Genomic DNA, 23,410 nt, shown 5'->3' on the forward strand with positions numbered 1-23,410 from the left:
GCAGACGGTCCCGCCACGTCCCGGCCCCTCACACTCGTCGGCCTGGACCGCGTCTTCCCGATCTACCCCACCCTGGCCGGCGGCCTCTCGGCGTTGACCTGAACGGATCGCTTCCACACCGAACTGGCCGCCGCGCATTAACGATTACCGACCTGACCGGGACAGGACGTCCGCAACGGTGAACTCTGCGGACGCAGCGATCAGCAGGTCGATGGCGCGGCGCTCGTTGGCTCGCTGCTGGCGTAGCGCAGCGTTTTTGGCGGCGCGGTCCGCCTCGGCGGCGGGGTCGCTTAAGGCCACCAGTGTTTCGTGGGTGGTGATCCAGCGTCGCACCGTCGCTTCGGACACTCCCAGCATCGCGCCCACGTAACGGCGGGCACCAACCTGCGAGCCGCCGCGGGCGGCCAGCCGAGCGGTGTACATGCCGATCGCTCGTTCCCGAGTGGACTGGTCCGAGTACCTGCGCATCGCCACATTCTGCTCGATCATTGCTCGCCGGTGCTCGCGTGCGCCGGTACCGATGAAGCCCGGCCGACGATAGGTCGGGTGACAGAAACGCGGCGAACGGCGTCCACCATGTGTCGTCTCGACACTGTTCGTAGAGCCGCGGGTGAGGTCGTGGGCATCGGTCTTTGCCCCCGAGCGCGGCCGGGGAGGCCTTCGGTCGACATCGAATGACGCCGAGGAACGCCGCAGCGGGGCGATCTGGGGGTTCCCCGCCGCACCATGGCCATCTCCTCGAGACCTTCTCAGCGTTACCGAACCTCCGGTGCCGCAGTAGCCTCGCCCGAGAGGCCGACCACCAGAGTCTGCGACACACGGCGGAGGGCAGGTGGGTACTTGAGGTTTATGCGTGTGGGGGTGGCGCTACAGTCGACGAGTTAAAACCCGCAGACCACGAGGTAGAGAGAACGCATGGCCACCGATTACGACGCGCCCCGCTCAGTTCCCGACGCCCCCGAGGCCGACTCGCTCGAGGACCTCACTTCCCGGCGCGCAGAGGCCGCCATCGTTGACGACCAGGGCGAGGAAGACGCTGACTCGTTCGAGCTGCCCGGTGCAGATCTGTCCGGTGAAGAACTCACCGTCCGGGTCATTCCTAAAAGGAACGACGAGTTCACCTGCACTAGTTGCTTTCTCGTACAGCACCGCAGCCAACTCGCCCGCCAGCAGGGCCACGAGCTGCTGTGCCGCGACTGCGCGGACTAACCATCGCCGCGCCTGCAGGAGTAGAAACCTGCTCCCGCAGCAGGTCGAATTCAAACAATCGAGGCCTTGTTACAGTCAGTACTCATGGTGCAACTAATCTCCATGGCGTACACAGACGACCTCGACGGCGCCACTCTAGAACCTGACGACGTCCGTTCGATCGAGTGGTCGTGGCTCGGCGTCACCTACGAATTGGACACCAGCGCAGCCCATCTCGACGCCATCGAGAACGGAGAAGTTTCTGTCGCCCGGCTGCTGCAGGCATCGACCCGCACCGGCGGGCGCCGCAAACGTTTCCCTGCCGCCGAACGCGGTACGGCGCCCGAACCTAAGCCTGCCGCGCCCAGCGGGCAGGAACGGAACCGCGCCATTCGTGAATGGGCCCTGGCCGAGGGGTACGAAGTCAGTCCCCGCGGCCGCATCTCCGCCGACCTCGCCGCCGCCTACGACGACGCACACTGACCGTCGCCGCCCGCTTGCACTGTCGGTAGGCGATGGCACACTGCCCGCTATGACCGACCGGCGCCCCGCCCTGACCCGTGAGCAGCACCTGGCCGTGTTCGCCGATAAGTACCCCTTCACCGAACTGGCCACTCTCGGGTTTCGTCGATGCGTCCTGGCGCCCCGATTCAAGAAACGCCGGCCGGGTTGTCCCTGGATCCGGGTGGCGACGTTCTCTGATGTGTGGGAGCGGGCGATCACCCTCGACGTCGACCAGCACGGCGACGTCCACGGGCACCTCACCGTGGATGTCGGCGCCGACCAACCCATCATGATCGCCGAAACAACATCGGCTGCACTCCAACTCGTCGCTGCTACGCCCGGGACCCCAACCCAGCGTCTACTACGTATCCCCGACGTCAGCGCCAGAGCCCTCTAGATCGCCAGCACCACCCTGAGTTGTCACAGGAACCGGGCCAGCCACGACGGACGGACCGGGGGCTCCGGCAAGATGTGGGTACTCTATGTCGGTGGTCGCGGGAGGTACTGGGAGTGCGCTGCCGGCTGCTGCCTTCGAGGTCTACTCCACCAGCGAAATGTACTTGGCCGAACTGTCTGTCGACAACGCCTTGCAGATCGAGCGCACAATCGAGTCCGACATCGCCGAGGGATTGCTGGACGAGCACCGCTGGCCCAGGGTCATTGTCGGGGATGCCGGAACTGGTAAGAGCACGCTGCTCTGGTCACTGGCCACAGAGCTTTTTCGACGTGGCCGCGCGACTCCCATACTTTTGTCCGCGACATGGCTTCTGCGGACTGACGTCACCGGTCCGGTCGACTATCTGGTGCAAGGACTCAACGAACTCAGTGAGCGCTCGGATGTACCGGTGATTCTCATGCTCGACACCGTCGACCTGCTTCTGCATGACCTGCAGGCCCACCAGATATTGCTGCGGGCGTTGAAGATGGTGGAACGGTCAGGCATTGCGGTGATCTGTGCGACCAGGCCACATGAAGCGGGCCTGTTGTCCATCGACAATCTGCGCGATCACCAGTTGTCGTCGTACGACGACGATGAACTTGACTTAGCGGCAACGGCGTTGGCGAACCGATACTGCCAGGGTGCTCCGCCGGGAGAGGTCGTGGCCAGCATCGGGCGGGCGACCGCACGTGGTCTTCCCGCCGCCGATGTCTGCCGCAGCCCGCTGCTTCTGCGGGTGCTGTTCGAGCTGTCGGCCCCAGCGGTTCCCGCGCTGGACGACCTGGATATGACCCAACTATTCCGCTCCTACTGGCAGCGCCGGATCGTGCGGGACGCCCGGACCGACATCGAGACGCACTATCGCCCTGCCGCACAGAACAACTACTCCGAGGTGGCGCGCGCGAGTGCCCTCGGGTTGCTGGCGACGGGGCTTCCGGAGCTGCCGCCGGTCGTGTTCCCCAATGCGGTCGCCGCGGTGGGCGGACTCTCGGCCGCCGACATCGACGAGGGCATCGACGCCCTCTGTGCCCGTGGTGTCTTGAGCACGACCGGCGATCGGCGCAGCTTCTTTCACCAAACGATGTTCGAGTTCGCCGCCGCTGAAGCTATTTTGGCGCGCCGCCCGGCGCAGAGCCTGGCCACGCTGACCCAACGCACGAGCGAACGCGATGGCGACCTCTTTGTCGGGTGCGTACTCGAGCAGGCGTTGATACTCGGCGGGGACGATCCGGCACTGGCCGCTGACCTCGTTGCCAGCACGACGCAGTTGACTCGCAGCCCCAGTGAAGCGATCCAAGGTATCGCTCTGGTGGCGTGGGCTCATCATTCCTCGTGCCTGGATCAGCCGCGCATCAGCCTGCGTGCGGTCGGTGCGTCAGCGGTTATCCGCGCAGCGCACCACATCCCGTCGATCGCGGCGAAACCGATCGGCGAGTCCATTTCCCAACTACTGGTGATCTGGGAAGTGCGCACCGACATCGTGGTCAAAGCCGCCGTCCTGACTGCGATGACACGGTTGGCCTACCGCGACCCCACCACCGTCGCGCACGCACTCGAGCACCTTGACCTCGTCGCGGCGGTGACCTCCCCTGCCGTCACTCCCGACTTCGAAAACGCCCTGTTGCGACTACTTGACTCTGTCGCCGCCACGGCCCCGGTGCTGGTCCGCCGTGTCCTGGTGGCCGTACTGACCCATGCCACGACTCGGGCGCACATCGCCTTGGACTACTTCACCCGATTGTGGCCCGCCATCGGCAGCGCTGATCTGTTCGCCGAAGTGGTGCGTGTCGTCGAGGACCTCAACGTCGGCAATCACACCACTGCCTTCGCCCTCGGCCGATTGCTCTATCAGCACCGCATACTCCCCGGAGCCCCGCACACGGCAGATCAGTGGCGCGAGATCACCGCGCACCTTGCCTCACAACCGGACGAAATGTTCGTGTTCATGGACGAAGCTGAACTGATCGCCGTCGGCCAAATGCTCGTAGCCGCCACAGTTCCGGACGTTATCAACGAGCACCTGCAGATGTTGCTCGACACCACCTCGGATACCGCCCGATCCATTGTGATCCACCATGTTCTACCGGCACTGGCCGCAGCGTCGGGAGCGCCACGCGAGTGTGTACGGACGCAGACAGCGACGATCGCGAACACCCTGGACGGTGGAACGGGCACCATGTCGCCGAGCCGGGAGCAGCGCCTGGTTGTCGAACTGTTGGGAGAGCACGAGGTCCCGCTGGACTTCATCGCTGACGTCATGCCGCCGGCGTTGACCGCCGCAGACTGGATATCGAATGATCTGCTGTTGCCGCTGGCGCCGCGCGCGGCCGATGCCGGCATCGCCTCGGCGCACCGTGCCCTGACCCAGCTCGCTGCCGCACCCGATCCCAACGCAGCGATAGACCCACTGCTGCGCCGCGCCATACACAGAACACCGACGGACGAGCAGGTCTTCGACTGTTTGCTGCAGATCTCGCTGGCCGCAGGCAGGACACAGGACGCCACCGCCCTGGTGTCCGGGTCCGAGCGTCGGTACGGCCGTGTCGACAAACATGCGCCCGCGATAGTAAGTCATTGCCGTGAGCGTCTCGCCTCGCCTGCTGCTGAGGACCGAGAATCCGGAGCGTTGCTTTTGGCGCGGCTCATGGGGTCCTCGACGGCGACGATCGAGTGGAGCGAGGTGCGCGGGGCGTTGCACGTCGCGACCGGCACCCGGGCTCATCGCGATCTGATCGGCTGCCTGTGGTTGCAAACCTCACCTGAGGACGTCAGCGACCTGATCGACTACCTGAGCAGTCTCATCGATGTCGACCCCGGCCGAACCCCACCAATCCGGCGTCGGCGCGGAGTCGACGTCGCCTCGGCGGCCGCGGCCGTCGAGGCCTCGTTGCGGATCCTGGCGCTACGAGCCGACCCTACGACCACCGACTGGGACATGGTGCGCACACTGGGCTGCTACAACCTCGAGGACGCGGACAAGGTCGTGTCGGGGACGAAGTTCGCGGTCGTCATGGATCACATCGTCCGGGTCCACGAGACCTCTTCCGCCGCGGCCTCCTCCATGCTCCTGGACTACCTCGCCGCGGTGTCACGGTCAGATTTTTTCGGTATCGACGTCACGCTCTGGCGCCGCCACTGCGCGCAGGCCGTACGGGTGATCACGCGCGCACACCCCACCCGGATCGGCCCAGCCCTGATCGAGCTGTGCGGCGTGCTCGACACCGATGTCGGCACGGTCATTCTCGACGAGTTGGCCGCCGAGTCGTACACCGTTCTGCGCGAGGACATCGTGCGATTGAGCCGGACCGCGGCCACCGACGACATGCGCACCCACGTCCTGGACACCATCCGCTCCCATGACCGCGTACAGGGCAGTCTGGCGTTTCCCGAGATCCTCGCCGCACTTGATAAGTCGCCCCGGGTGTACACCCTTGTCGAACTCGAAGAGGACCTCCGCGAGCGCCGCAACGAGCTCAAAGCCGCGACGGACCATGCAGCAACAACGTTGCCGAAGGCGACCGGTATGTCGGTGACGGCGCTGTGCACGCAATTGTCGGTGTCCACGTCCACCTTCAAACGGTTGCGGGCGGTCGAGTCATGGGGGGTTCCGTCACCCAATTTGTGCCGACTTATCGATGACTACGGCGCCACGCTGGGCCACGATTTCGGGTTGAGCGCTCAGCTCGCGGAGTTCGAGCGGGCTGAAGACCGGCTCAAAGATCGGAACTCGCACGTACGGCGCCAACAATGAGCAATGAGCGGTGATATTGGTCGGCGTTGACGGTGAGGCGCCAGCGCTCACTCGCTCGTGAGCGCCTGAGCGAGACGGCGACGGGGTTGTGATCACAGGGCCTCAATCATCATTGACAGCAACAGCATTCAGTGCACGAGCGCGGCATACGTTGACCCCGAACGAAAGGCCCCGCCATGTCCACCCACCCTCTCGCCCCGGGCGCAGAACACGCGCTGCGGGTGGCTCAAACGCATGCCCTGAGCGTCCCCGCCTACCGCCGACTGTTGACCGAGCACGGCATCGACCCGGCCGATCTGACGACACCGGAGGCTTTTACCGCACTGCCGACCACGTCCAAGGCCGACTACCGCCACGCCCACAATCTCTCGGATCTACTTGCCGGCACCCCCGAGCTGATCGAGACGATTTCCGCCAGCGCGGGCTCGGTAGGCACCCCGACGTGGTGGCCCCGCGGTACCTCTACCCTCGAGCACTGCGTCGCCATGCTGGGATCCTGCCTTCGCGACAACGCACAGACTCACCGCCGACCGACGCTGGTCCTGGTCACCTTCCCGCTTGGGCCTTACGTCGGCGGCACCTTGATCTATGCCACCCTCCTCGAGCTCCGTCGCCGAGGACACCGCATCACGATCGCCACCCCGGGAATGGACGTCGCCGCCATCACCGAAACCCTCGCTGCTGCTGGCGCCTTGTACGAACAAATCGTCATCCTGGCCTATCCCCCGATTGCGCGGGATGTTCTCGATCACGCCAGGGACCATCTGGGCGAGCGCGACGTCAAGATCATCGTCGGCGGCGAGCCGGTCAGCGAAAGCTGGCGAACACACGCGCACACCATGCTCGGCGACCCTGACGGCGACCGGGTCCGAGTGCTGTACGGGGCCACCGACGTCGGATTCGTCGGGTATGAGACTGCGGGCACCGTGGCGATCCGGCGCGTCGCATCCGTCGATCCTGTTCTCAATGCGTCGTTGTTCGCAGTGCCGCCCGAGCGCGGCCTGCTGGTGCACCAGCCTGCGTTCGTACAGTACGATCCCGACGCCACCTACGTGGAGGTGATGGACGGGTATCTGTTGTTCACCGTCGACGGGGTCCTTCCTCTGATCCGGTATCGAGTCAATGACCGCGGAGAAGCGTTGACCGGCGTCCAGGTCCGCCAACGCCTCACCGACGGTGGGCGCGGGGATCTGGCCGGCGCAGTGGGCGAGGACGAGATGTTCCTGATTGTGCACGGCCGCACTGATGTGGCCGCTATCTTCAACGCGGCCAACATCTACCCGGACTACCTGCGCCCGGCCGTCGAGCACATCTCCCTGGCCACACGCTTGACCGGCCGGTTCGTCATCCGGGTCCTCGCCGACGAGGAGCAACGACAAACATTGTTCATCGACGCAGAACTACGGCAGGGCCACACCCCAGACGCTGAGACGGCCACGCACCTGCAACAGCTGTCCATCGCCAGCCTGCGTCAGATGAGTGCGGAATACCGCATCGTGCACGACCAGCGAGGCGCCGACGCCGAACCGGTGATCGCGTTGCGGGCGTTCAGATCGGCAGGATTCGAAGCCACCGGCAAACAGCAATCGGTTCAGGACTCCTAATCCACCCGTTCCTATGCCCCGCACGCTGACACGTGCGGGGCATAGGCCGATGTGGGCCCGATTCTGATCCTGCGACCAGTAGAGCTCGGGCCGCGCCGACGACGCGCGGGCGCCGTCGGTCAGCCAGCTTCTGCCGCTGTACTGATCACGTAACCGAGGGGTCAACAACAATGCCGCGCAGAAAGATTCGGTTCACTGCGGCAGCGACCTGCTCGGCGGTCTCGTCCCGCTTGCTCAGGCACCGGAACATGATGTTGTTGGTGAACATGACCGCCATGTCGATCGGCGGCACATCAGCGGCGAACACCCCGAGGGTCTGTCCATCTTCGATGACACCGACGATGAGCCCGGGAAAGAACAGTTCATCGCGGATACGGGTGGCGTTGACCTGCGATTGAGCGCCATGCAAGCTCAAGACCAATGCCATCGGCTCGACCAGGCGGCGGTGTTCGATGAGCAACTCACTCAGGCGCAGACCAAAGCGCTCCACAATGACGGTGGGGGTGCGTCCGATGCGCCGGTCGGCATCGATACGTTTGCTCACGGCATCGAGAATTGGTGACAGACCAGCGACGATGACATCGACGTTGGTGGGGAACAGTCGACGCAACGTAAGCAAGTCGATCCCGGCGCGATGGGCAATGTGTGCCTGCCGGGTCGCGAAATACCCCCGCTGGGCGAACTCCATGGCTGCAGCGTCGATCACAGCCTGCTCAGGATCGTCCGGCCACGCATCCACACTCACGTCGACACCGTCGTCGTCAGGGGGCGGCTCCATCAGGGACACCAACGCGTCGTCGATGTGGTCATGGCGTTCGTCGAAGTCGACCACCGCCGACAACAACGCCATTGCGCTGTCCCCCAGCAAACTCTGCGGTACCGCGGCCGGGTCATACTGCGCGCGCAGCACCAATCCTTCCGCCAGCGCGGTCAGCGCCACCGCGACCGCCTCCATCGTGAACGGCTGACGCAGGCTCAACCCGCCGAGCCGGGTGAACGCTGCGGACTGCGCGGCAACAACCGCGGCAGTGATCACGTCGTACTGATCGTGCACCGCGCGTGCCGGCGGGCCATCTGGCGCAGCGAAGGCAGTGATCCGCAACCGCAACGGGGTGCTCGTCTCCCGGCGCAGGTGAGCATTAGCCTGCCCGGCTAAATCCCGAATCCACACCCGCGGGTCACCGTCGGCGCCGGCGAAAGTCTGCTCAAACAGGTCGGTCATCGCGTTGTCCGGCGGCGAGGACCCGCCCGGAACGATGGAATGAAGCAATTCCTCGACGAACTGCGCTTTCCCGCCCGCTGCCCGGCTACCCCGAGGATAGGCATTGTGAAAAGTTTGCGTCGATACTCCCGCCGCCGCAGCGACCTGTTCGATGCGTAGACCACTCATCAACAACTCCGCGTCGCCACTGGCAATCAACGCACGACCAGCAGCTAGCAACCGGCTGCGTGAGCTATCAGATCGATCCGACCCCGATGCCACTTCGTACCCCCTCTTGCTCCGTCTTGATGACAAAGTCAAACACGGTGATGGGTCCAGTGCACGGTGGGGCAGCGCTGTCCGCCAGGCCTTTGCGCGACGGTTCCGCTCACCACCTGCAGCAACGTATCCGCACGGGACAGAGTCGTCGCCCTGCGCACGATTACGGGGTCGTCGCGTGCAAGGGCACGCCGCCTGCCGCTTGCGGTCAGAGTCAAAGCAGGCTGGATGCCAACAGCCAGCGTTAGTCCGTTAGCTAGAGCAATATTCATTACCTGCGCAACCGGCCGCATGCTCCACTATCTGCGGCCTCCAGTGTCGAGAGGCGGGTCGGCACGAGAACGGATCGTTACTTATGACAGCTGTGAATGATCACGCGGTGACCGAGGCGACCGCGGTACATATCCGGCCCATGCGCCCGGCTACAGGGCACCGCAGCCGCAGAATGGCCACAAGTACTCATTCCGGCGAACTGTTCGCGTCCGCGCCGCCGGCGGAAAGAGCTACCCACCGCGACACTGCCACCACCGCCGCCCCCAAGCTCTCTGACCGCGAGGTACAGGTGCTGCGCGCCTGGCTGCTCTCGGACTCCAAACGTGAAGCGGCAGCTCGACTATTCATCACAGAGGCAACCGTAAGTACGCACCTGACAAGAATCAAAGCAAAATACGCAGCCCTAGGACGACCCGCCAGAACCAAAGTCGCCCTGTTCGTGCGTGCGGTACAAGACGGGCACACCACATTCGACGAACACTGACACCGCAAGCAGCTGCGGACTCCGACAAAGCTCGACGAGCACCGGTCAGTGCCACCGCGTTGGGAAGCTCCCGATCGCGGGCAAATTACATCGGTGCAATGGCAAAAAAAATCTCACGGCCGTAATTCACCCGATCAGACGACGCGCGCCCTGAGTGCTATCGATTGTTTCGCAATCGGTGTTCCGGCCCGACTCGCGGATGAGTACGCGGCGAGAAGGGTTCGTGATGACGAACACTGGCCTGACGGCTGACTCAGGCGAGCCCGGTCTCGGGCAATGTTGCCGTTCGTCTGACCTGATCAAAGCACCGTACCCAGATTTCCAGGCGCTGTTCGGTTACGGTTCGCCACAGGCGGCGAACAATAGTGCAGCACAGAAGCTTTAGACGTCGGCTATATCTTCACCCTGCACTGCTACCAGTTCACCCCAGCTCCTTCACGATGCGCATGGTCTCGATCGAGACGGTAGTGACTTTCTTGATCAAGTCGACGATGTAGGTGGGGTCGTCGTGCTCGTCGCACCAGAGGTTGGGGTCGTTGACGATGCCAGATGGCTTGTCGGTCTTGACCTGGTAGCGGTCAATAATCCACGCCAGCGCCGAACGCGAGCCGAGCAAGTACTCGTCGGCTTCTGCCGGGATCCCGGCGAGAGTGATCGACGGGTTGTAAACGATGGCGGTGTGGTCGGTTTTGCTCCGCCACCTCATCTTCTGTACTCGCCACGTCTCGCGGTCGGCAGGATCGGCAAGTTTGAGCTGCACGTCCAGCGGATACGACTCAACGTTCCCGTAGTGCATATGCAGGTACCCCAACTTCTCGCCGACCTGCGCCAGCTGGGTGAACCGTTCCAGTGATTCCGGGGTAGGGATGTGAGGCAACATCTTCCTCAAATCCGCGGCATAGGAGTCCCGGTAGCTCGGGACGTGCAGCTGCCCATACACGGACCAGAAGACCTGGTCCTTGGTCACCGACTCCCCAAGCGCCGCCCGATAGATGGCGAGAATCTCGTCGGTGATGTTGTCGATACGCCGATACCCGTACTCGTCGACATTGGAATCTTTAGCCGCGGAACCAAAGTCGAGCTCACCCCCATCGGTAGCCTCGACCCGTTCGTAGGTGAAGCGAGGAAAGAACTGGCCGCCGCTGCCCGCGCCGGTGACATGAAGGTCAGGGATCGAGGCGATCATCAGAACGCTGAATGGGACCGCTGAGCCATTCCCGACCTGGTAAATGCCGTAGTTGTGGTGGTGGGGTGTCGGGAACATCGCTGGCAGTTGGTAGCGCCTGTCGCTGGTCGCTACATCAAAGTAAACCCATTGGGGGGTAAACGGCCGGTATGTGCTCGGTTGAACATACTGAGCATCGGGTGAGAAGTTCTTGCCACCGTCCAGCCGCTGGCGCAGGCTTGGGTTCCACGAAATTTTTCCTGGTCCTGTCAGCTCAGGATTCTGGCGTAGTACGTCTCCTGCAGTACCTGTCGGCTGCATTTTGCTTCGACGCAAGTGGACTTCCTGGTATTGGGCGGCAATCTCGTCGACCTGCGCATTGAGCTGCGTGCGTGACCAGTTGTAGACCCATGGGTCACGTCCGGTCTTCAGGCCCGACGAGTATGCGGCGAAGACCTTCAGGCCGCCCTTCTTCGTTCCGATTGCAGGCCACGAGCTGAACTCGTCGTCACGTTGGCTGATCCAGTCACCGTGCGCGTTTGGTTCGATGCTCTGCCAATCGACGTTGACGATGGTGCTGGCTTCGAGGATCCGAAGTTTTTCTATGCGGTTGAGGTAGTCGCCGATGTCGCGGTAGTGGATCTGTACGGGTCCGGTATGGGCGGGATCCCTGACTCCGATGAATATTGCGATAGTTGCTTGAGATCCAGCACCGAAAATCTGACCCCCTTCCTCCTTCCAGTTGGCATTGCGCATGTTTCCTCGCAGGTTGTAAATCCAGAGGTGAGCAAACTCGTCGGCGAAACTCAACCGCACCCCGTCGGCGGTGTTGCCGTCGATCCAGCCACCGTTGGAGACGAACGCGACGATGCCGTGGTCGCCGACTCGGTCGGTGGCCCAGCGGTATGCGCGGTAGTAGGAGTCGTAGAGGCTGTTTTTGTTGGTGCCCGTTGATCGTCCGGCGTATGTCTCGCCAATTCGCCCATCCAATGTCGGGTAGCGCAAGTTGGCGTTGTTGTCGTTCGCGCTAGCTTGCCCTTTCGAGTAAGGCGGGTTGCCGACAATCACGTGGATCGGGGCGGCGAGTTGTTTGACGATGCGGTCGTTGTTCTGCGGGAACATGATCGAGTCCATCGAATCACCGTCTTCGGTGATCTGGAACGTATCGGCCAGCACGATGCCTTCGAACGGTTCATACGACCCGTCCTCGCCACCGGGAGTCGTCAGGGCGTGGAAAGTGGTTTCCACGTTGACCGCGGCGATGTAGTAGGCCAGAAGCATGATCTCGTTGGCATGCAACTCGTCGCGGTACTTGCGCACCAGGTCCGCGGGGAGAATCAATCCCGATTGCAGCAGTCGCGTGAGAAAAGTGCCCGTCCCGGTGAAAGGGTCGAGCACATGCACACCCTCATCAGTTAGTCCCCGACCAAAATGCTCGCGCGACACGTGGTCGGCGGCGCGCAGAATGAAGTCGACGATCTCGACCGGGGTGTACACGATTCCCAATGCGTCGGACTGCTTTTTGAACGCTACCCGGAAGAACCGTTCGTAGAGCTCAGCGATCACCTGCTGTTTTCCCTCGGCACTGCTCACCTCCGACGCCCGCACCTGCACGGAGTTGTAGAACTTGTCCAGGCGCGCGGTCTCGGATTCGAGGTTCGCGTCATCGAGAGCGTCGAGCATCTGCTGCATCACGATCGACACTGGGTTGTGGGCGGCGAAGTCGTGGCCGGCGAACAGTGCGTCGAACACGGGCTTGGTGATGAGATGCTGGCTGAGCATGCTGATTGCGTCGTCGCGGCTGATCGAGTCGTTGAGGTTGTCGCGCAAACCCGTCAGGAATCTCTCGAACTGCGCAGCCACCTGGGGTGCGGCCCCGTCGAGGAGCACGTTGATGCGAGCGATTTGCGCGGCGGCGATGTCGGCGACGTCGGCGGCCCACTGTTCCCAGTAGACGCGGGTGCCCACTTTGTCGACGATGCGGGCGTAGATCGCCTCCTGCCACTCCGACAACGCGAACAGCGCCATCTGCGAAGCCATTCCGCTGCCTGTGCCGTCCGTGGGCGTTGTGTCGGTGGTGGTGGACTGTCCGTCACCGATGGATTCATCGTCGTCGTTGACGGGGCCGATATGTCCACCCAGCAACCTGTTGTTGCCCTTACCCGAATGCAGTTGTTGTGTCGTGGCGTTCAAGGCGATCGAATTGACCATGGCGTTGAATCGGTCGTCGTGAGCGCGCAGTGCATTGAGGACCTGCCACACCACCTTGAAGCGGCGGTTGTCGGCGAGCGCTTGCGACGGGCTGACGCCGGCGGGAACCGCGACCGGCAAAATGATGTAGCCGTAGTCCTTGTCCTGGGACAGCCGCATCACCCGGCCGACGGACTGCACCACGTCGACCACTGAGTTACGCGGGTGCAGAAACAGCACCGCGTCGAGTGCTGGTACATCCACGCCCTCGGACAGGCACCGGGCGTTGGACAGGATGCGGCACTCGCCCTCGGGGATGGGTGCTTTGAGCCAGGCGAGCTGCTCGTTACGTCGCAGCGCATTGAAGGTGCCATCCACATGATGCACTTCGCAGTGCAGATCCCGGTTGGTGGCGTCAACCTGCTCTCCATCATTTTCGGAATCGGTCAGCAGATCGCGGTAAGCGTCGACCACCGCAGGAAACACCTCGGCGACCTGCTTGGACGCGGCAATGTCTTTGGCGAACGCGACCGCCCGGCGCATCGGCGGCGCCCCGATGTCGAATCCGTCGCCGTCGGGGGAACGTCCGGCCCGCTTGGCCAGACCGTTCCAGCATCCGACGATCTTCGAGGCGTCGTCGAGCTGCAGCTCAGCAAAGTCGCCGGCCAATTGCTTTTGCATCGGCGCGGCGACTAGCTCTTCATCGACCGTCAGCACGATCACTTTGTAGTCGGTGAGCAGCCCGCGTTCGACCGCGTCCCCGAACGAGAGCCGGTGAAACTCGGGACCGAAAATCTCGACGTCATCCATCGACGACAGTTCGGCGGAGTGATCGGCCGCTTTTTCTTTGACGGCGTCGTCGAAGATCCGCGGCGTGGCAGTCATGTACAGCCGCCGGGTCGCGGCCAGAAAGTCGTTGTCGTGAACTTTCACGAAGTTCGATTCATCCGCTCCGGACACGGTGACGCCGGTGGTGCGGTGCGCTTCGTCGCAGATCACAAGGTCGAACGGGTCGACGCCGTGACCCTGTGCACCGGCAACAGTCGGCAGGGACTGGTACGTGGTGAACACCACCGTCAAGCCTTTGGACCGTTTGCGGTGGGCCATGTGGGCAGCGAGGACCGCAGCGTCTGTGGTCACTGGGATGGCTACATCGACGGTGCTGTAGTCCTCGGCTGACCGGGACACCTTCGAGTCCGAACAGACCGCGAACGCCCGAATATCCAGCTTCGTCTGCGCCGTCCACTCCCGCAACGTCTGGCTCAGCAGTGAGATCGACGGGACCGCGAACAGGATACGCGCACTGCCACCGTTGTCGATGGCCGTTTTCTCCGCGATCTTTAACGCGGTGAACGTCTTTCCGGTCCCACAGGCCATGATCAGCTTGCCGCGATCGTGACCGCCGCCGAACCCGTCAAAGACCGCCTCGAGTGCCTCCTGCTGGTGCGGACGCGGTTCGTGGCGGGTCGCCTCGCTCAGCTTCACGGTCAGCTCGCCCTGCGGCCAGGCGATATCCCAGTCGATCGGTGATTCAGCGATATCGGCCAGGTTGATCCGTTGTACCGGTATGTGCTGGTTCTCCAGCGCGTCCTCGGCGTTCTTGCCCCACCGGTCGGTGGTAGAGATGATCACCCGATTGGTGAACGGCGCTTTGCCCGACGCGGTGAAGAACGAGTCGATGTCTTCTTTCCGCAAAGTGGAGGTCGGCTCGTAGAACTTGCACTGGATCGCGGTGTAGTCGCCGGTGTCGCGTTCCTGAGCCACCAGGTCGATACCGGTGTCAGGCTTGCCGTCACGATCGGGCCAGTCGATCCACCGCCACACGCGCTCGTACTGCTGGGACAGCATCGGGTCAAGTTCGAAATAGCGGACCATCAGCTCTTCGAACTTGGTCCCCCGTTCCGAGTTCGTTGGCTGCTTACGGAACACCTCGATGACCTCATGCACGCTTGCCACGAACTACCGACCCATCCTCGACGACTGATGTGACGATTATGCCGCCCAGGGTTGCATCATCGTGGGAGGAGGACGTGTTAGGCGAACCCCAGATCTGGCGCTCCGAAAGGCCCCTGCCCTGACAACCACTCGATCTCCTCGGCTGAGGTGGCCGCCAGGTGTCCGGGTCCAAGTCGCCGACAGAAAAGCCGTTGACATTGCCGTGAGTGATCCGCTGGTGGGAGTACTCGAACCGGTACTGCACGGCCAAGTAGTCGATGCGCCCTTCTCCAGGACGTAGTAGTGCACCGGGACCGCACGGTCAACATTCACCCGGTGTTGCCGCTGAACTGTCGCAGTCAACTCATCACCGCCCGCCGGGATGCCGATACTCGAATCGCCGGTAGTTGGATTGGGCGACAACACATTCGCCGACCACCCTCCCGACCACGCCAGCCGTGCTGTCCTTGAGGACCTGAACCGGCGTATCCCAATCAATCGGCGGGCGTGCTGCTGGATTTAAACCACCAGGACCGAGCGCTAGATCCGTGATCCGCAGTGTTCATCAAGCATCACGGACACCGTCGCCGTAGAGCGGCTCCCCTGGCAGGCCGGTGTCATCTTTGCGGTCGGTAAACGCCGTCAATTCCTGCGTCGGTCCCTGCACAGGTGCGGCTGGTACTGGCATCGACTCATCCGCCGACGCCGCCCCGGCCCCGGCAGCGATGAGACCGGCACACGCCAGCGCCGCCCCCAGCCTGGACTGAACAACTCTCTGTCGCATAGCAAACCCCATTCAATTCGTAATAAGACAACGGTCAGGACCAGAATCGGCCCTGGGTTTAGGCCTCGAGCTGGCTACCGATTGATTGCTGCCGCAGTCCCTCACCCATACCCGACTCCTGCCGCGGGGTCGGTTCGTGACAGACCGAGGCTCGGCGCACGGGGGTCTTGTTGGAATGGTCGGCGATGGCGTCGAGCAGCGATGCCACGCTGGGCCCTTGCCGCTGCGAGGTCGGTCTATTTCGCTGGTGCGGACGAACCCGCTGAGCCGGCTCAAACTCTGCCTGCAGCGCCAAGGATTGCTCGAGGTAGGCAGATCCCTGTTTGCGCTGTTCGGGCGTCGATTCGTCCCGCATGATGAGGTCGCTCGCCTGGGTGGTGGCGTGATGGGCGAAGGAGCGTCGTCGTTCGCTGGCCACAGGTTCGGCGTATGCATCGGTGAGCGACTGCTGGATATCTCGAAGCAGTTCTTCAGGAGTTTCCATTGTTCGTTCCTTTCAGCCTTCTACTGGTGTGGCGAGTCATTTGAGCAGTGGGGCGAGTTCGAAGTGGGTTTCGTCGGGGATGTCTGTCCATTCCCCGCCCCACACCAGTCGCCCGCTGTACTCGGCGACCTTCGCTCGAATCGCTGCTGTCTGAGCTGCGGTGAACGTGCCCTGTAGTCCCTGAGCATGTTTTTGGGCGTTGAGGTCGACACTGGTGCCCGATCCGTGGTTGGAGAGCGCGGCATACGAGGGAGCTACCAATTGGGGCTCAGCCCATGACCATTCGTCGAATCCACCTTCGTGGAGCGATTCGATGTTGGTAGCGAACCAACTGACGAAGTCCTGCAGGATCGTTGTTGCATCTCCTGGTGCCGTCCAGAAAGTTGTTCCGTCGACCTGCCATTGGACGGTTTGTTCGAACGCGATGACAGGGTGGCCGTTCATCGTGCTGGTGGGGTCGGCGTGAGCGGACCCGCTTCCGAACGCCACTGCTGCCGCTGCTGCGACCGCCAATGCGCACATTCGCACACCAATAGTGCTGTGGATATTCATTTTTCGGTCTTGCCTTCCCATAAGCCACAGGGCAGGGGTCACCGCAACGGGAACGCGCAACAGAGCCCGCAACCGGCAAGGGTTGCGCAGCATGAGCGCAGGGCCGGTGAGCCCCATTCTGTGAGTCGGACGCCAATCGGACTAGTAGATGGTCTACCGCCTAGAACTCTACCTAGAGAAGGTCGATGTATCTACCACAGCGAGGGCGAGAAAAATCCGAGGGGGTTACGGGAAGTGGCGAAAAGAGGCCCGAGCGTAAGGGGAGGTGAGAACTCAGACCGCAGCGTGGGCGAAAAGCCCGAAGACCAATATGACCAGCAGGACTATTCCGAAAACCACGGTCACGACCAGAAACAAGATCGACAGCGAGACCAGAGCGGCCGAGAGGCCGGCGAAGAACACCGCACGGCCGGTGATATGCCGGTTGCCCCACTGGTCGCGGGGTGCTCCGCGGAACAGCTGGAGAGCGAAGACAGCGGCGAAGGCGATGACGGCGGCAACGATAAGCGGTGTGCTGATCATGTCCCCCACCCCTGGTCGTTGTTGCTCATCGAAAGCGGTGAGCTCGTGCCCCCAGTATGTCATTGCTGGTGAGGGTTTCGGCAAGTGGGAATCTGTGAATGCAGCGGCGCGAACCCATTTAGTGGGGCGCGAGTTGAGCGATTCCGGCTAGACAGCCGTGGAGTACTTCAGCCTGCGTGACCGGGAAGGGGTAGGTCGCCTCGAGGGGAAGGGTGTCGCCGACCAGCAGGAGTACTCCCCCGAGGTGGTGAACCTCGGAGTGCCATTGCTTGGTGTGCGGATCGGGGAAGCTGGCCGTGGCCACTACCGGATGGTGTGCGATGCCGCGATGGACGTGATGGTGCAGGAGATCGAGAGTCGTCGACGAGCTGATGCGGGCCTGCAGCACGGTATGCGGCAGCGGTGCGGTACCGAACTCGACAAGACCGAACGCGGACGGGAAGACAGGAAGGTCCTCGAAGTCGATCCACAGGATGGGGGTGTCGGAGTCCAGGGTTCGCCGTTCAATCCGGTACCACGTCATCGTCTCTGGCCCATGAACCGAACGCCGCGAACGCAGTAACCCGTCGTCATGTCCGCCCCTGCGAAGGTTCGTAGGCATCGAGGTCGGTGAACAGTTCGTGCACCGGGACGCCGAAATGGTGTGCCAGGCGGAAGACGTATTCGAGGGAGACGTTGTTCTCCCCGCGCTCGACCTGTGAGTAGAACGGCCGACTGGCGTTGACGGCCTCTGCCACAGACGACTGTGTCTCGCCGTGACTTTCGCGTAGCGCGCGCAATCTCGCGCCGAACGCCCTCCGTTGCGGTTCGGGATCGAAATCCGCTGGCCCAGGTGCTGTGCCCGTCATCGCCCCCTCCTTCCGTTGCGAAAACCCGCCGCTGTTCGGTGTTGCATATATCGTACCTTAGCATGTACGATATATATAACACCGGAAGTTGAGACCGGCTGTCACGCAACATCTCCCAATCGAAAGGTTCAACAACATGCACATCGTCACCTCGACCAAGTCGGCCCCCCAGTCGCCGAACCTCGCCGCAGTCAGGACGAGCGCGATGCTCGCTGGTGTCAGCTTTCATCAAGCGCTGATCGAGAGCCTGACCCAATGGCGCACGGCGCTGGTCGAGGCCATCGATCAGGAGTCGATCGAGGCCGCGCACTATCTCGGACAGTCGGATCTTGAAGAGGCAGCCGATAAGCGCATTGCTTGCTACCAGCAGGGTCAGGACCACCTGGAGGCTGCGGGTCGGCTCGCGGCCATCCGTGCGGTCGCCGAGCAGATGCTGTCCGACGCGGACGTTAACCCGATCCATCCGAGCAACTAACACATACGTCGCACATAGGAAATGGCAACCGGGCCAGCGACTATCTGGCCCGGTTGCCACTACCGAACTCACAGTAGGAGAAATCACCATGGGAAACAACACCGCAACCGCCACCGCCGTCGAGGCCCAGCTTCTGCACCTGGACCCCGCCGACCTGATCGTCGACGAGAATGTCCGCACCGACACCGCCGGGTACGCCGAGTTGCTCGCCACATTGGCCACAGACGGAGTCCTGCAACCACTTCTAGGCGACCGCGCCCCGGACGGGACCCTGACCATCCGTGATGGGCAGCTCAGAACTCTCGCCGCCCGCGAGATCGGCCTGGCCTCGGTCCCGGTCTATGTCCGTGGCGTCCACGAGGCCGACACCACCGACCGCACCCGCCGCCGCATCGTTGAGCAGGTCAACGCCAACAAATACCGAGTCCCGCTGAAGCTGTCCGAGGAAGCCGCCGCTGTCGAGCAGCTCTCGCTCACCGGCATGTCCGCGACCAAGATCGCCAAGGAGCTGCACGTCGGCAAACCCAAGGTCGACGCGGCACTGGCCACGGCACGCTCCGCCAACGCCCGTAGCGCCATGGACCAGAACAACCTGACCCTGGAGCAGGGAGCTGTGCTGGCGCAGTACGACGACGATCCCCAGGCGCTGCACGAACTGCTTGCTGCAGTGGCCCAGGGACGGTTCAACCACAAGGCTGCCGAACTCGGCCAGAACCCCGACAAGCGGAGGGCAATCCGCGAGAAGACCGCCGAGCTGACCGCCCAGGGCTACACCGTCTACCTCGCCCGGCCAATGGGGCGTGAGGGCATCAACGCGCAAGAACTGAGGTTGCTTGAAGACAGCGCCGGAAACGTAGTGACCGAACACAGCGTCGACCCGCAGTACCTGCGCGCTCTGGTGCGGGGAAAGTCGCACTCGGCCTGGCTGGACGCCGATGGCACCGAGGTCGATGATGACCTGATCGATTGGGAACTCGACGGCGAGGACCCCGAGGAAGATCTCGAGCCTGCGGAAGGGCTTTCAGACCCGCGCAAGCTCACCCAAACGATTCTGTGGACAGCGGAGGTCGAGTGGTGGCACAACGACACCGACGCCGAGAACCTCCGTTATCGCACGTACAGGTCGCACTCCGAGTCTGTCGACGGCACTCAGGGCAGCGACGAGGAGGAGGAGGCCGAGCGCCAAGCACGGCAAATGACTCGGGCGCTGAACCTCCTGGCCGAAGCCGCTCAGACCGTGCGCCGCGAGAAAGTGCGCGAGGTCCTCGCACGCAAAACCCTGCCCAAAGGCACCAGCAGTGCGGTGGCGAAGTTCCTGGCCATGACCATGTGGTTCAACCACGACCTGTACAAGATCAGCCGTCAAGCGGGCAGCACCAAGAAGATCGCCGAAGAGCTGCTGGGAGAGAACCCGATGGAGGCAGTCGCTGCAGCGACCGGTGAGCGGGCCCTGATCGTGGCACTCGCCATCACGATGGCAGGCCACGAAGCGGACTTGCCCAAAGACGCCTGGCGCGGAGGACCCGAGTACTACCCCAGCGTCGGTCAGGGACGCACCCGCTACCTCGAATTCCTCACCGAGACATTCGACTACGTCCTCTCCGACGTGGAGAAGGTGATCGCAGGCACCATGACGGCCGAACAGATCGACATCAGCTGACAACGATGCACCGATGACCCTGGAGGGCCACAGAGATCCGCTGTGGCCCTCCGGCGCGCCTACGAGCATCCGACAGGGGGGTGCGCGAATTGCCGCTGCGCCGGGCGTTGTCGGACCGTCCTGGTAGGTTCTGTTCCCGAGGTCTGATCCACGTTCGCGGAACCCCCCGGTCCGCAGCGGCACTTTCCCCCCCGAACGATGTCGGTGGATCAGACCTCCCCTACTCATGCTGTAGCTCTATTGCACTGAGGCCACTCCCTGAGTGTGGGGCTTCTCGCCTCGTATTGCCGCTGCCAGCGGCAAACAAAAGACGCTGAATACGAAAGAATTGCTTCGAACAATTCCGCTCATCGTCTGAACTTCGCAATTTGAACAGGCCTCAATAAAACGTCACAAATCGGCCAAAGAAAGTCAACTAAAAGCGTTGCAGCGCTAGCTAATTGACTCCATATCCCTTATACTAAAGGGGACAGATAAACACATTCGAGATTGGCGTCCAGAATGACTATCACCGTTTACACCAAACCGGCCTGCGTGCAATGCAATGCCACCTACCAGGCCCTGCGCAAGAATAACATTCCCTTCGAGATCGTCGACATTGCCGCAGACGCAGACGCGCGCGATGCGCTCCTGGCGCTGGGCTACCGGCAGGCCCCCGTGGTCCACGTCGACGCCGACGAGCACTGGTCGGGCTTTCGCCCCGATCGCATTAAGGCGCTCGCTGCTGCTCGAAAGGCGGCATGAACATGGCGCATCTCGACGACACCGTCTACGACGCAGGAGACTACGCAGACGACACCCGCCGGTATGCGGGCCCGTTCTGCTCATGCGGGGATTTCAGCTGTCCCGCCAACAACGACGCGACCGCGCGCTGCGTGAACCGGGAATACCCCGATGACTGTGTGATTCGCCGGCCGAGCGTCGAAGACGAGATCTCCGCGATGGAGGCCCCCTGGTGAAGGACCAGCCGACTACTGCCCCGGCCATCACTCGCCACCCGGCGTTGATCGCGGCCGACAACCTGCGAGCCACCCTCGCCGACGGCTACTGGACTCCCGCCCAGCGACGCACCCTGATCCACCGGATCGGCAAGTACGAAGCGTTGGCACCGTCAGCCGACCACGCCGCCAACACTCCCCCGAAAGGACACCCCACCATGTCGACACAAACTCCCACCACTTTTGCCACCCGCGCCGCTCACTACCGCGCAGCAGCCACCGCAGCCGGTGAGGCCGGCGACCGTGCCGGTGCGACCGCGGCCGCCGACCTCGCCGCACGGTGCGACCGAGCAGCGGTGACCGGCACCTTGCTCGCGGCGTCGAACGAATCGACGATCTACGGCCCCGACGACTGCTGCCGCACCTGCGGCGAGCACCTGAGCGACCCGCACGCCCCCCAGTGCCCCCATGCAGACGCAGACCTCGCCGAGAGCGAGGACGAGCAGTGAGGGCCGGGCAGCGCGTCCTGTGGGCGGACCTGAGTCGTGATCCGCACGTCCAGAAGGGCACGGTGATTGCCGAACCAGTGCAGGCCTGGACACCGAACGACTTGACCGCCACTGCCCCCGACGCGGGCATGGTCGCGGTGCAATGGGACGGCGACGTCGCGCCGGGCTGGGAATACACCCAGGAACTGGCAGACGCGAGCTGATCGGCAATGTCACCGGACGAGCAGACGCCCACACCCGGTGAGGCGCTGCTCGCTCTGCCCACGCCTGAGAATCGGTGGAGTCCCCGCGACGACGAGTACGCCACCGAACCCGGCGAGCTGCTTCTGTGCGCCCTGCTGTGGAGCCACGACGACCCCGCTCGCGTCCTCGCCCACACGAGACTGCTGAGGCCCGCAGACTTCTTCTACCCCACCCACGGCCGCATCTTCGCCACGATCAGCGACCTGGCCGAGCGCGGTGCACCGACGGACACCGCAGCGGTCCTGGAGGATCTGCGCCGCACCGGCGACCTGACCGGACACAAAGGTCGGCAACTGGCCGACGCGCTCGCCGCCGCCACCGTCGCGGGAGCCGATCCCCACAGCGTCAGTGACCACGCACTCGCGATGGTGTTGGGCGCCTTTCGGCGCGGCTACCGATCCGCCGGGCACGCCATGCTCGCGGCCGCCGACAGCTACACCAGCACAGAACTCGATCACCATTTCGCCGCACTGGTCCGATCCCACGCCGCCGCCCGCCAGCGCATCGCCGCCATCGCGACCGCCCTGCACCAAGCCAACCCCTTGGAGGACACCTGATGAACCCGCACACGGTCGCGGGGGTCGACCTGGAGGTCGGCAAGCTCGCTCAGGATCTCCGGGAGCAGGGACAGAGCTGGACTGCGATAGCCGCAGACCTCGAGGAGAGCCCCAGCTATCTCCAGCGCGCCGTCAGCGCCTACCTCGCGCACACCGACGCCGCCGCCCGCGCCGACCAACTCCCCCTGTTCTGAACAACAGCCTCAACTCCGAAAGGCACCCGTGCACCGCTACGCCCGCCTCACCCTTCGGCTGCGCTACGCCGCGACGACCGCACTCACCGCGACCGTGCTTGCCAGCTGCGCCGTGAGCACCACCGCTGATCCCTCTACTCCGACAACCGAACTCACCGATCCCGCGCCGGCCCAGACGGTCAACGTTCCCGTCGAGCGCGCCATCGACGGCGACACCATCGTGGTCACCGATCCCACACGCGGATCGCTGACCGTGCGCCTCATCGGTATCGACACCCCCGAAACCAAAGACCCCGACGCCCCCGTCGGCTGCTTCGGCCCTCAAGCAGCCACCCGCACCACCGAACTCACCGCCGGACAACACGTCCGCCTCGAACACGACCCCACCCAAAGCGACACCGACCGCTACGGACGAACCCTGGCCTACGTGTGGCTGCCCACCGGGCAACTGCTCAACGAGCAACTTCTCGCCGGCGGATACGCCCGCGAATACACCTACCGCCACCAGCCGTACGCCTACCGCGACCAATTCCTGGCAGCAGAAGATGCCGCCCGCACGAACGCGACAGGGCTCTGGGGCGCCTGCCCCGCCCGCTAATCGCACCGACCACAACCACCCGCAGCAACACGC

The 23,410-nt window shown here is 63.4% G+C and carries 23 protein-coding genes and 2 pseudogenes; 16 read left to right on the forward strand and 9 right to left on the reverse strand.

The features are described from left to right. Positions 1 to 102 (forward strand): annotated as a pseudogene (locus tag BFL43_RS29820) (anti-anti-sigma factor); the annotation flags it as partial. Between the two features lie 42 nt (positions 103 to 144). On the opposite strand, the gene BFL43_RS02955 reads toward BFL43_RS29820, so the two are convergent. Continuing rightward, complete coding sequence (locus tag BFL43_RS02955) at positions 145 to 489, reverse strand: hypothetical protein (protein WP_084890617.1); 345 nt, start codon at positions 487 to 489, stop codon at positions 145 to 147. A gap of 426 nt (positions 490 to 915) precedes the next feature. Between BFL43_RS02955 and BFL43_RS02960 the strand changes: the two genes are divergently transcribed. The 5 genes from BFL43_RS02960 to BFL43_RS02980 all read left to right on the forward strand — a co-directional run bounded on the left by BFL43_RS02960 (position 916) and on the right by BFL43_RS02980 (position 7,486). Continuing rightward, positions 916 to 1,209 carry a DUF4193 domain-containing protein gene (locus tag BFL43_RS02960; protein ID WP_084890619.1) on the forward strand — a complete coding sequence of 98 codons (294 nt, stop codon included), beginning with the start codon at positions 916 to 918 and terminating at the stop codon, positions 1,207 to 1,209. Positions 1,210 to 1,293: 84 nt separating this feature from the next. Then, the gene (locus tag BFL43_RS02965; protein WP_084890621.1) at positions 1,294 to 1,671 is read left to right on the forward strand and encodes an Lsr2 family protein; all 378 of its coding nucleotides are present in this window, start codon (positions 1,294 to 1,296) and stop codon (positions 1,669 to 1,671) included. Between the two features lie 49 nt (positions 1,672 to 1,720). Then, positions 1,721 to 2,089: a hypothetical protein gene (locus BFL43_RS02970; protein WP_084890623.1), complete on the forward strand. Its 369-nt coding sequence runs from the start codon at positions 1,721 to 1,723 to the stop codon at positions 2,087 to 2,089. Positions 2,090 to 2,180: 91 nt separating this feature from the next. Then, a complete protein-coding gene (locus tag BFL43_RS02975; protein WP_143695052.1) occupies positions 2,181 to 5,882 on the forward strand; it encodes an ATP-binding protein in 3,702 nt (1,233 codons plus the stop codon). A gap of 176 nt (positions 5,883 to 6,058) precedes the next feature. Then, entirely contained in the window at positions 6,059 to 7,486 is a 1,428-nt protein-coding gene (locus BFL43_RS02980; RefSeq protein ID WP_084890627.1) for a phenylacetate--CoA ligase family protein, read from the forward strand. A 145-nt stretch (positions 7,487 to 7,631) separates the two neighbouring features. Here BFL43_RS02980 and BFL43_RS28385 read toward each other — a convergent pair whose 3' ends face one another. Continuing rightward, positions 7,632 to 8,876: a TetR/AcrR family transcriptional regulator gene (locus tag BFL43_RS28385; protein WP_143695053.1), complete on the reverse strand. Its 1,245-nt coding sequence runs from the start codon at positions 8,874 to 8,876 to the stop codon at positions 7,632 to 7,634. 625 nt (positions 8,877 to 9,501) lie between these two features. Here BFL43_RS28385 and BFL43_RS02990 point away from each other — a divergent pair. Continuing rightward, positions 9,502 to 9,723 (forward strand): annotated as a pseudogene (locus tag BFL43_RS02990) (LuxR C-terminal-related transcriptional regulator); the annotation flags it as partial. A gap of 421 nt (positions 9,724 to 10,144) precedes the next feature. On the opposite strand, the gene BFL43_RS02995 reads toward BFL43_RS02990, so the two are convergent. The 7 genes from BFL43_RS02995 to BFL43_RS03025 form a co-directional block, all read right to left on the reverse strand. Further along, positions 10,145 to 15,034: a DEAD/DEAH box helicase gene (locus BFL43_RS02995; protein WP_084890631.1), complete on the reverse strand. Its 4,890-nt coding sequence runs from the start codon at positions 15,032 to 15,034 to the stop codon at positions 10,145 to 10,147. 544 nt (positions 15,035 to 15,578) lie between these two features. After that, complete coding sequence (locus tag BFL43_RS03000; RefSeq protein ID WP_143695054.1) at positions 15,579 to 15,797, reverse strand: hypothetical protein; 219 nt, start codon at positions 15,795 to 15,797, stop codon at positions 15,579 to 15,581. Between the two features lie 58 nt (positions 15,798 to 15,855). After that, entirely contained in the window at positions 15,856 to 16,281 is a 426-nt protein-coding gene (locus BFL43_RS03005) for a hypothetical protein (protein ID WP_084890635.1), read from the reverse strand. A gap of 36 nt (positions 16,282 to 16,317) precedes the next feature. Then, entirely contained in the window at positions 16,318 to 16,803 is a 486-nt protein-coding gene (locus tag BFL43_RS03010) for a M15 family metallopeptidase (RefSeq protein ID WP_143695055.1), read from the reverse strand. 303 nt (positions 16,804 to 17,106) lie between these two features. Then, on the reverse strand, positions 17,107 to 17,418 hold the full coding sequence (locus BFL43_RS03015; protein WP_143695056.1) for a hypothetical protein: 312 nt from the start codon (positions 17,416 to 17,418) through the stop codon (positions 17,107 to 17,109). A 55-nt stretch (positions 17,419 to 17,473) separates the two neighbouring features. After that, a complete protein-coding gene (locus tag BFL43_RS03020) occupies positions 17,474 to 17,878 on the reverse strand; it encodes a hypothetical protein (RefSeq protein WP_084890641.1) in 405 nt (134 codons plus the stop codon). 46 nt (positions 17,879 to 17,924) lie between these two features. After that, entirely contained in the window at positions 17,925 to 18,203 is a 279-nt protein-coding gene (locus tag BFL43_RS03025; protein WP_084890643.1) for a helix-turn-helix transcriptional regulator, read from the reverse strand. 136 nt (positions 18,204 to 18,339) lie between these two features. Here BFL43_RS03025 and BFL43_RS03030 point away from each other — a divergent pair, with 136 nt between their 5' ends. The 9 genes from BFL43_RS03030 to BFL43_RS03070 all read left to right on the forward strand — a co-directional run bounded on the left by BFL43_RS03030 (position 18,340) and on the right by BFL43_RS03070 (position 23,377). Continuing rightward, on the forward strand, positions 18,340 to 18,678 hold the full coding sequence (locus tag BFL43_RS03030) for a hypothetical protein (protein WP_084890645.1): 339 nt from the start codon (positions 18,340 to 18,342) through the stop codon (positions 18,676 to 18,678). 88 nt (positions 18,679 to 18,766) lie between these two features. Then, positions 18,767 to 20,338: a ParB N-terminal domain-containing protein gene (locus BFL43_RS03035; RefSeq protein ID WP_084890647.1), complete on the forward strand. Its 1,572-nt coding sequence runs from the start codon at positions 18,767 to 18,769 to the stop codon at positions 20,336 to 20,338. A gap of 501 nt (positions 20,339 to 20,839) precedes the next feature. Then, positions 20,840 to 21,082, forward strand: a complete 243-nt coding sequence (gene nrdH, locus BFL43_RS03040) for a glutaredoxin-like protein NrdH (protein ID WP_084890649.1) — start codon at positions 20,840 to 20,842, stop codon at positions 21,080 to 21,082. Continuing rightward, the gene (locus BFL43_RS03045; protein ID WP_084890651.1) at positions 21,079 to 21,297 is read left to right on the forward strand and encodes a hypothetical protein; all 219 of its coding nucleotides are present in this window, start codon (positions 21,079 to 21,081) and stop codon (positions 21,295 to 21,297) included. The genes nrdH and BFL43_RS03045 overlap by 4 nt, the downstream gene beginning before the upstream one ends. Further along, entirely contained in the window at positions 21,294 to 21,785 is a 492-nt protein-coding gene (locus BFL43_RS03050; protein ID WP_084890652.1) for a hypothetical protein, read from the forward strand. The genes BFL43_RS03045 and BFL43_RS03050 overlap by 4 nt, the downstream gene beginning before the upstream one ends. Further along, the gene (locus tag BFL43_RS03055; RefSeq protein WP_084890654.1) at positions 21,782 to 21,988 is read left to right on the forward strand and encodes a hypothetical protein; all 207 of its coding nucleotides are present in this window, start codon (positions 21,782 to 21,784) and stop codon (positions 21,986 to 21,988) included. Before BFL43_RS03050 ends, BFL43_RS03055 begins: the two co-directional genes overlap by 4 nt. 6 nt (positions 21,989 to 21,994) lie before the next feature. Beyond that, positions 21,995 to 22,585: a DnaB-like helicase N-terminal domain-containing protein gene (locus tag BFL43_RS03060; protein WP_084890656.1), complete on the forward strand. Its 591-nt coding sequence runs from the start codon at positions 21,995 to 21,997 to the stop codon at positions 22,583 to 22,585. Continuing rightward, a complete protein-coding gene (locus BFL43_RS03065) occupies positions 22,585 to 22,779 on the forward strand; it encodes a hypothetical protein (protein WP_084890658.1) in 195 nt (64 codons plus the stop codon). The genes BFL43_RS03060 and BFL43_RS03065 overlap by 1 nt, the downstream gene beginning before the upstream one ends. 28 nt (positions 22,780 to 22,807) lie before the next feature. Beyond that, a complete protein-coding gene (locus tag BFL43_RS03070) occupies positions 22,808 to 23,377 on the forward strand; it encodes a thermonuclease family protein (protein ID WP_168176515.1) in 570 nt (189 codons plus the stop codon). Positions 23,378 to 23,410: the final 33 nt, after the last annotated feature.

This window comes from Williamsia sp. 1135 (assembly GCF_002095395.1).
GTDB lineage: Bacteria > Actinomycetota > Actinomycetes > Mycobacteriales > Mycobacteriaceae > Williamsia.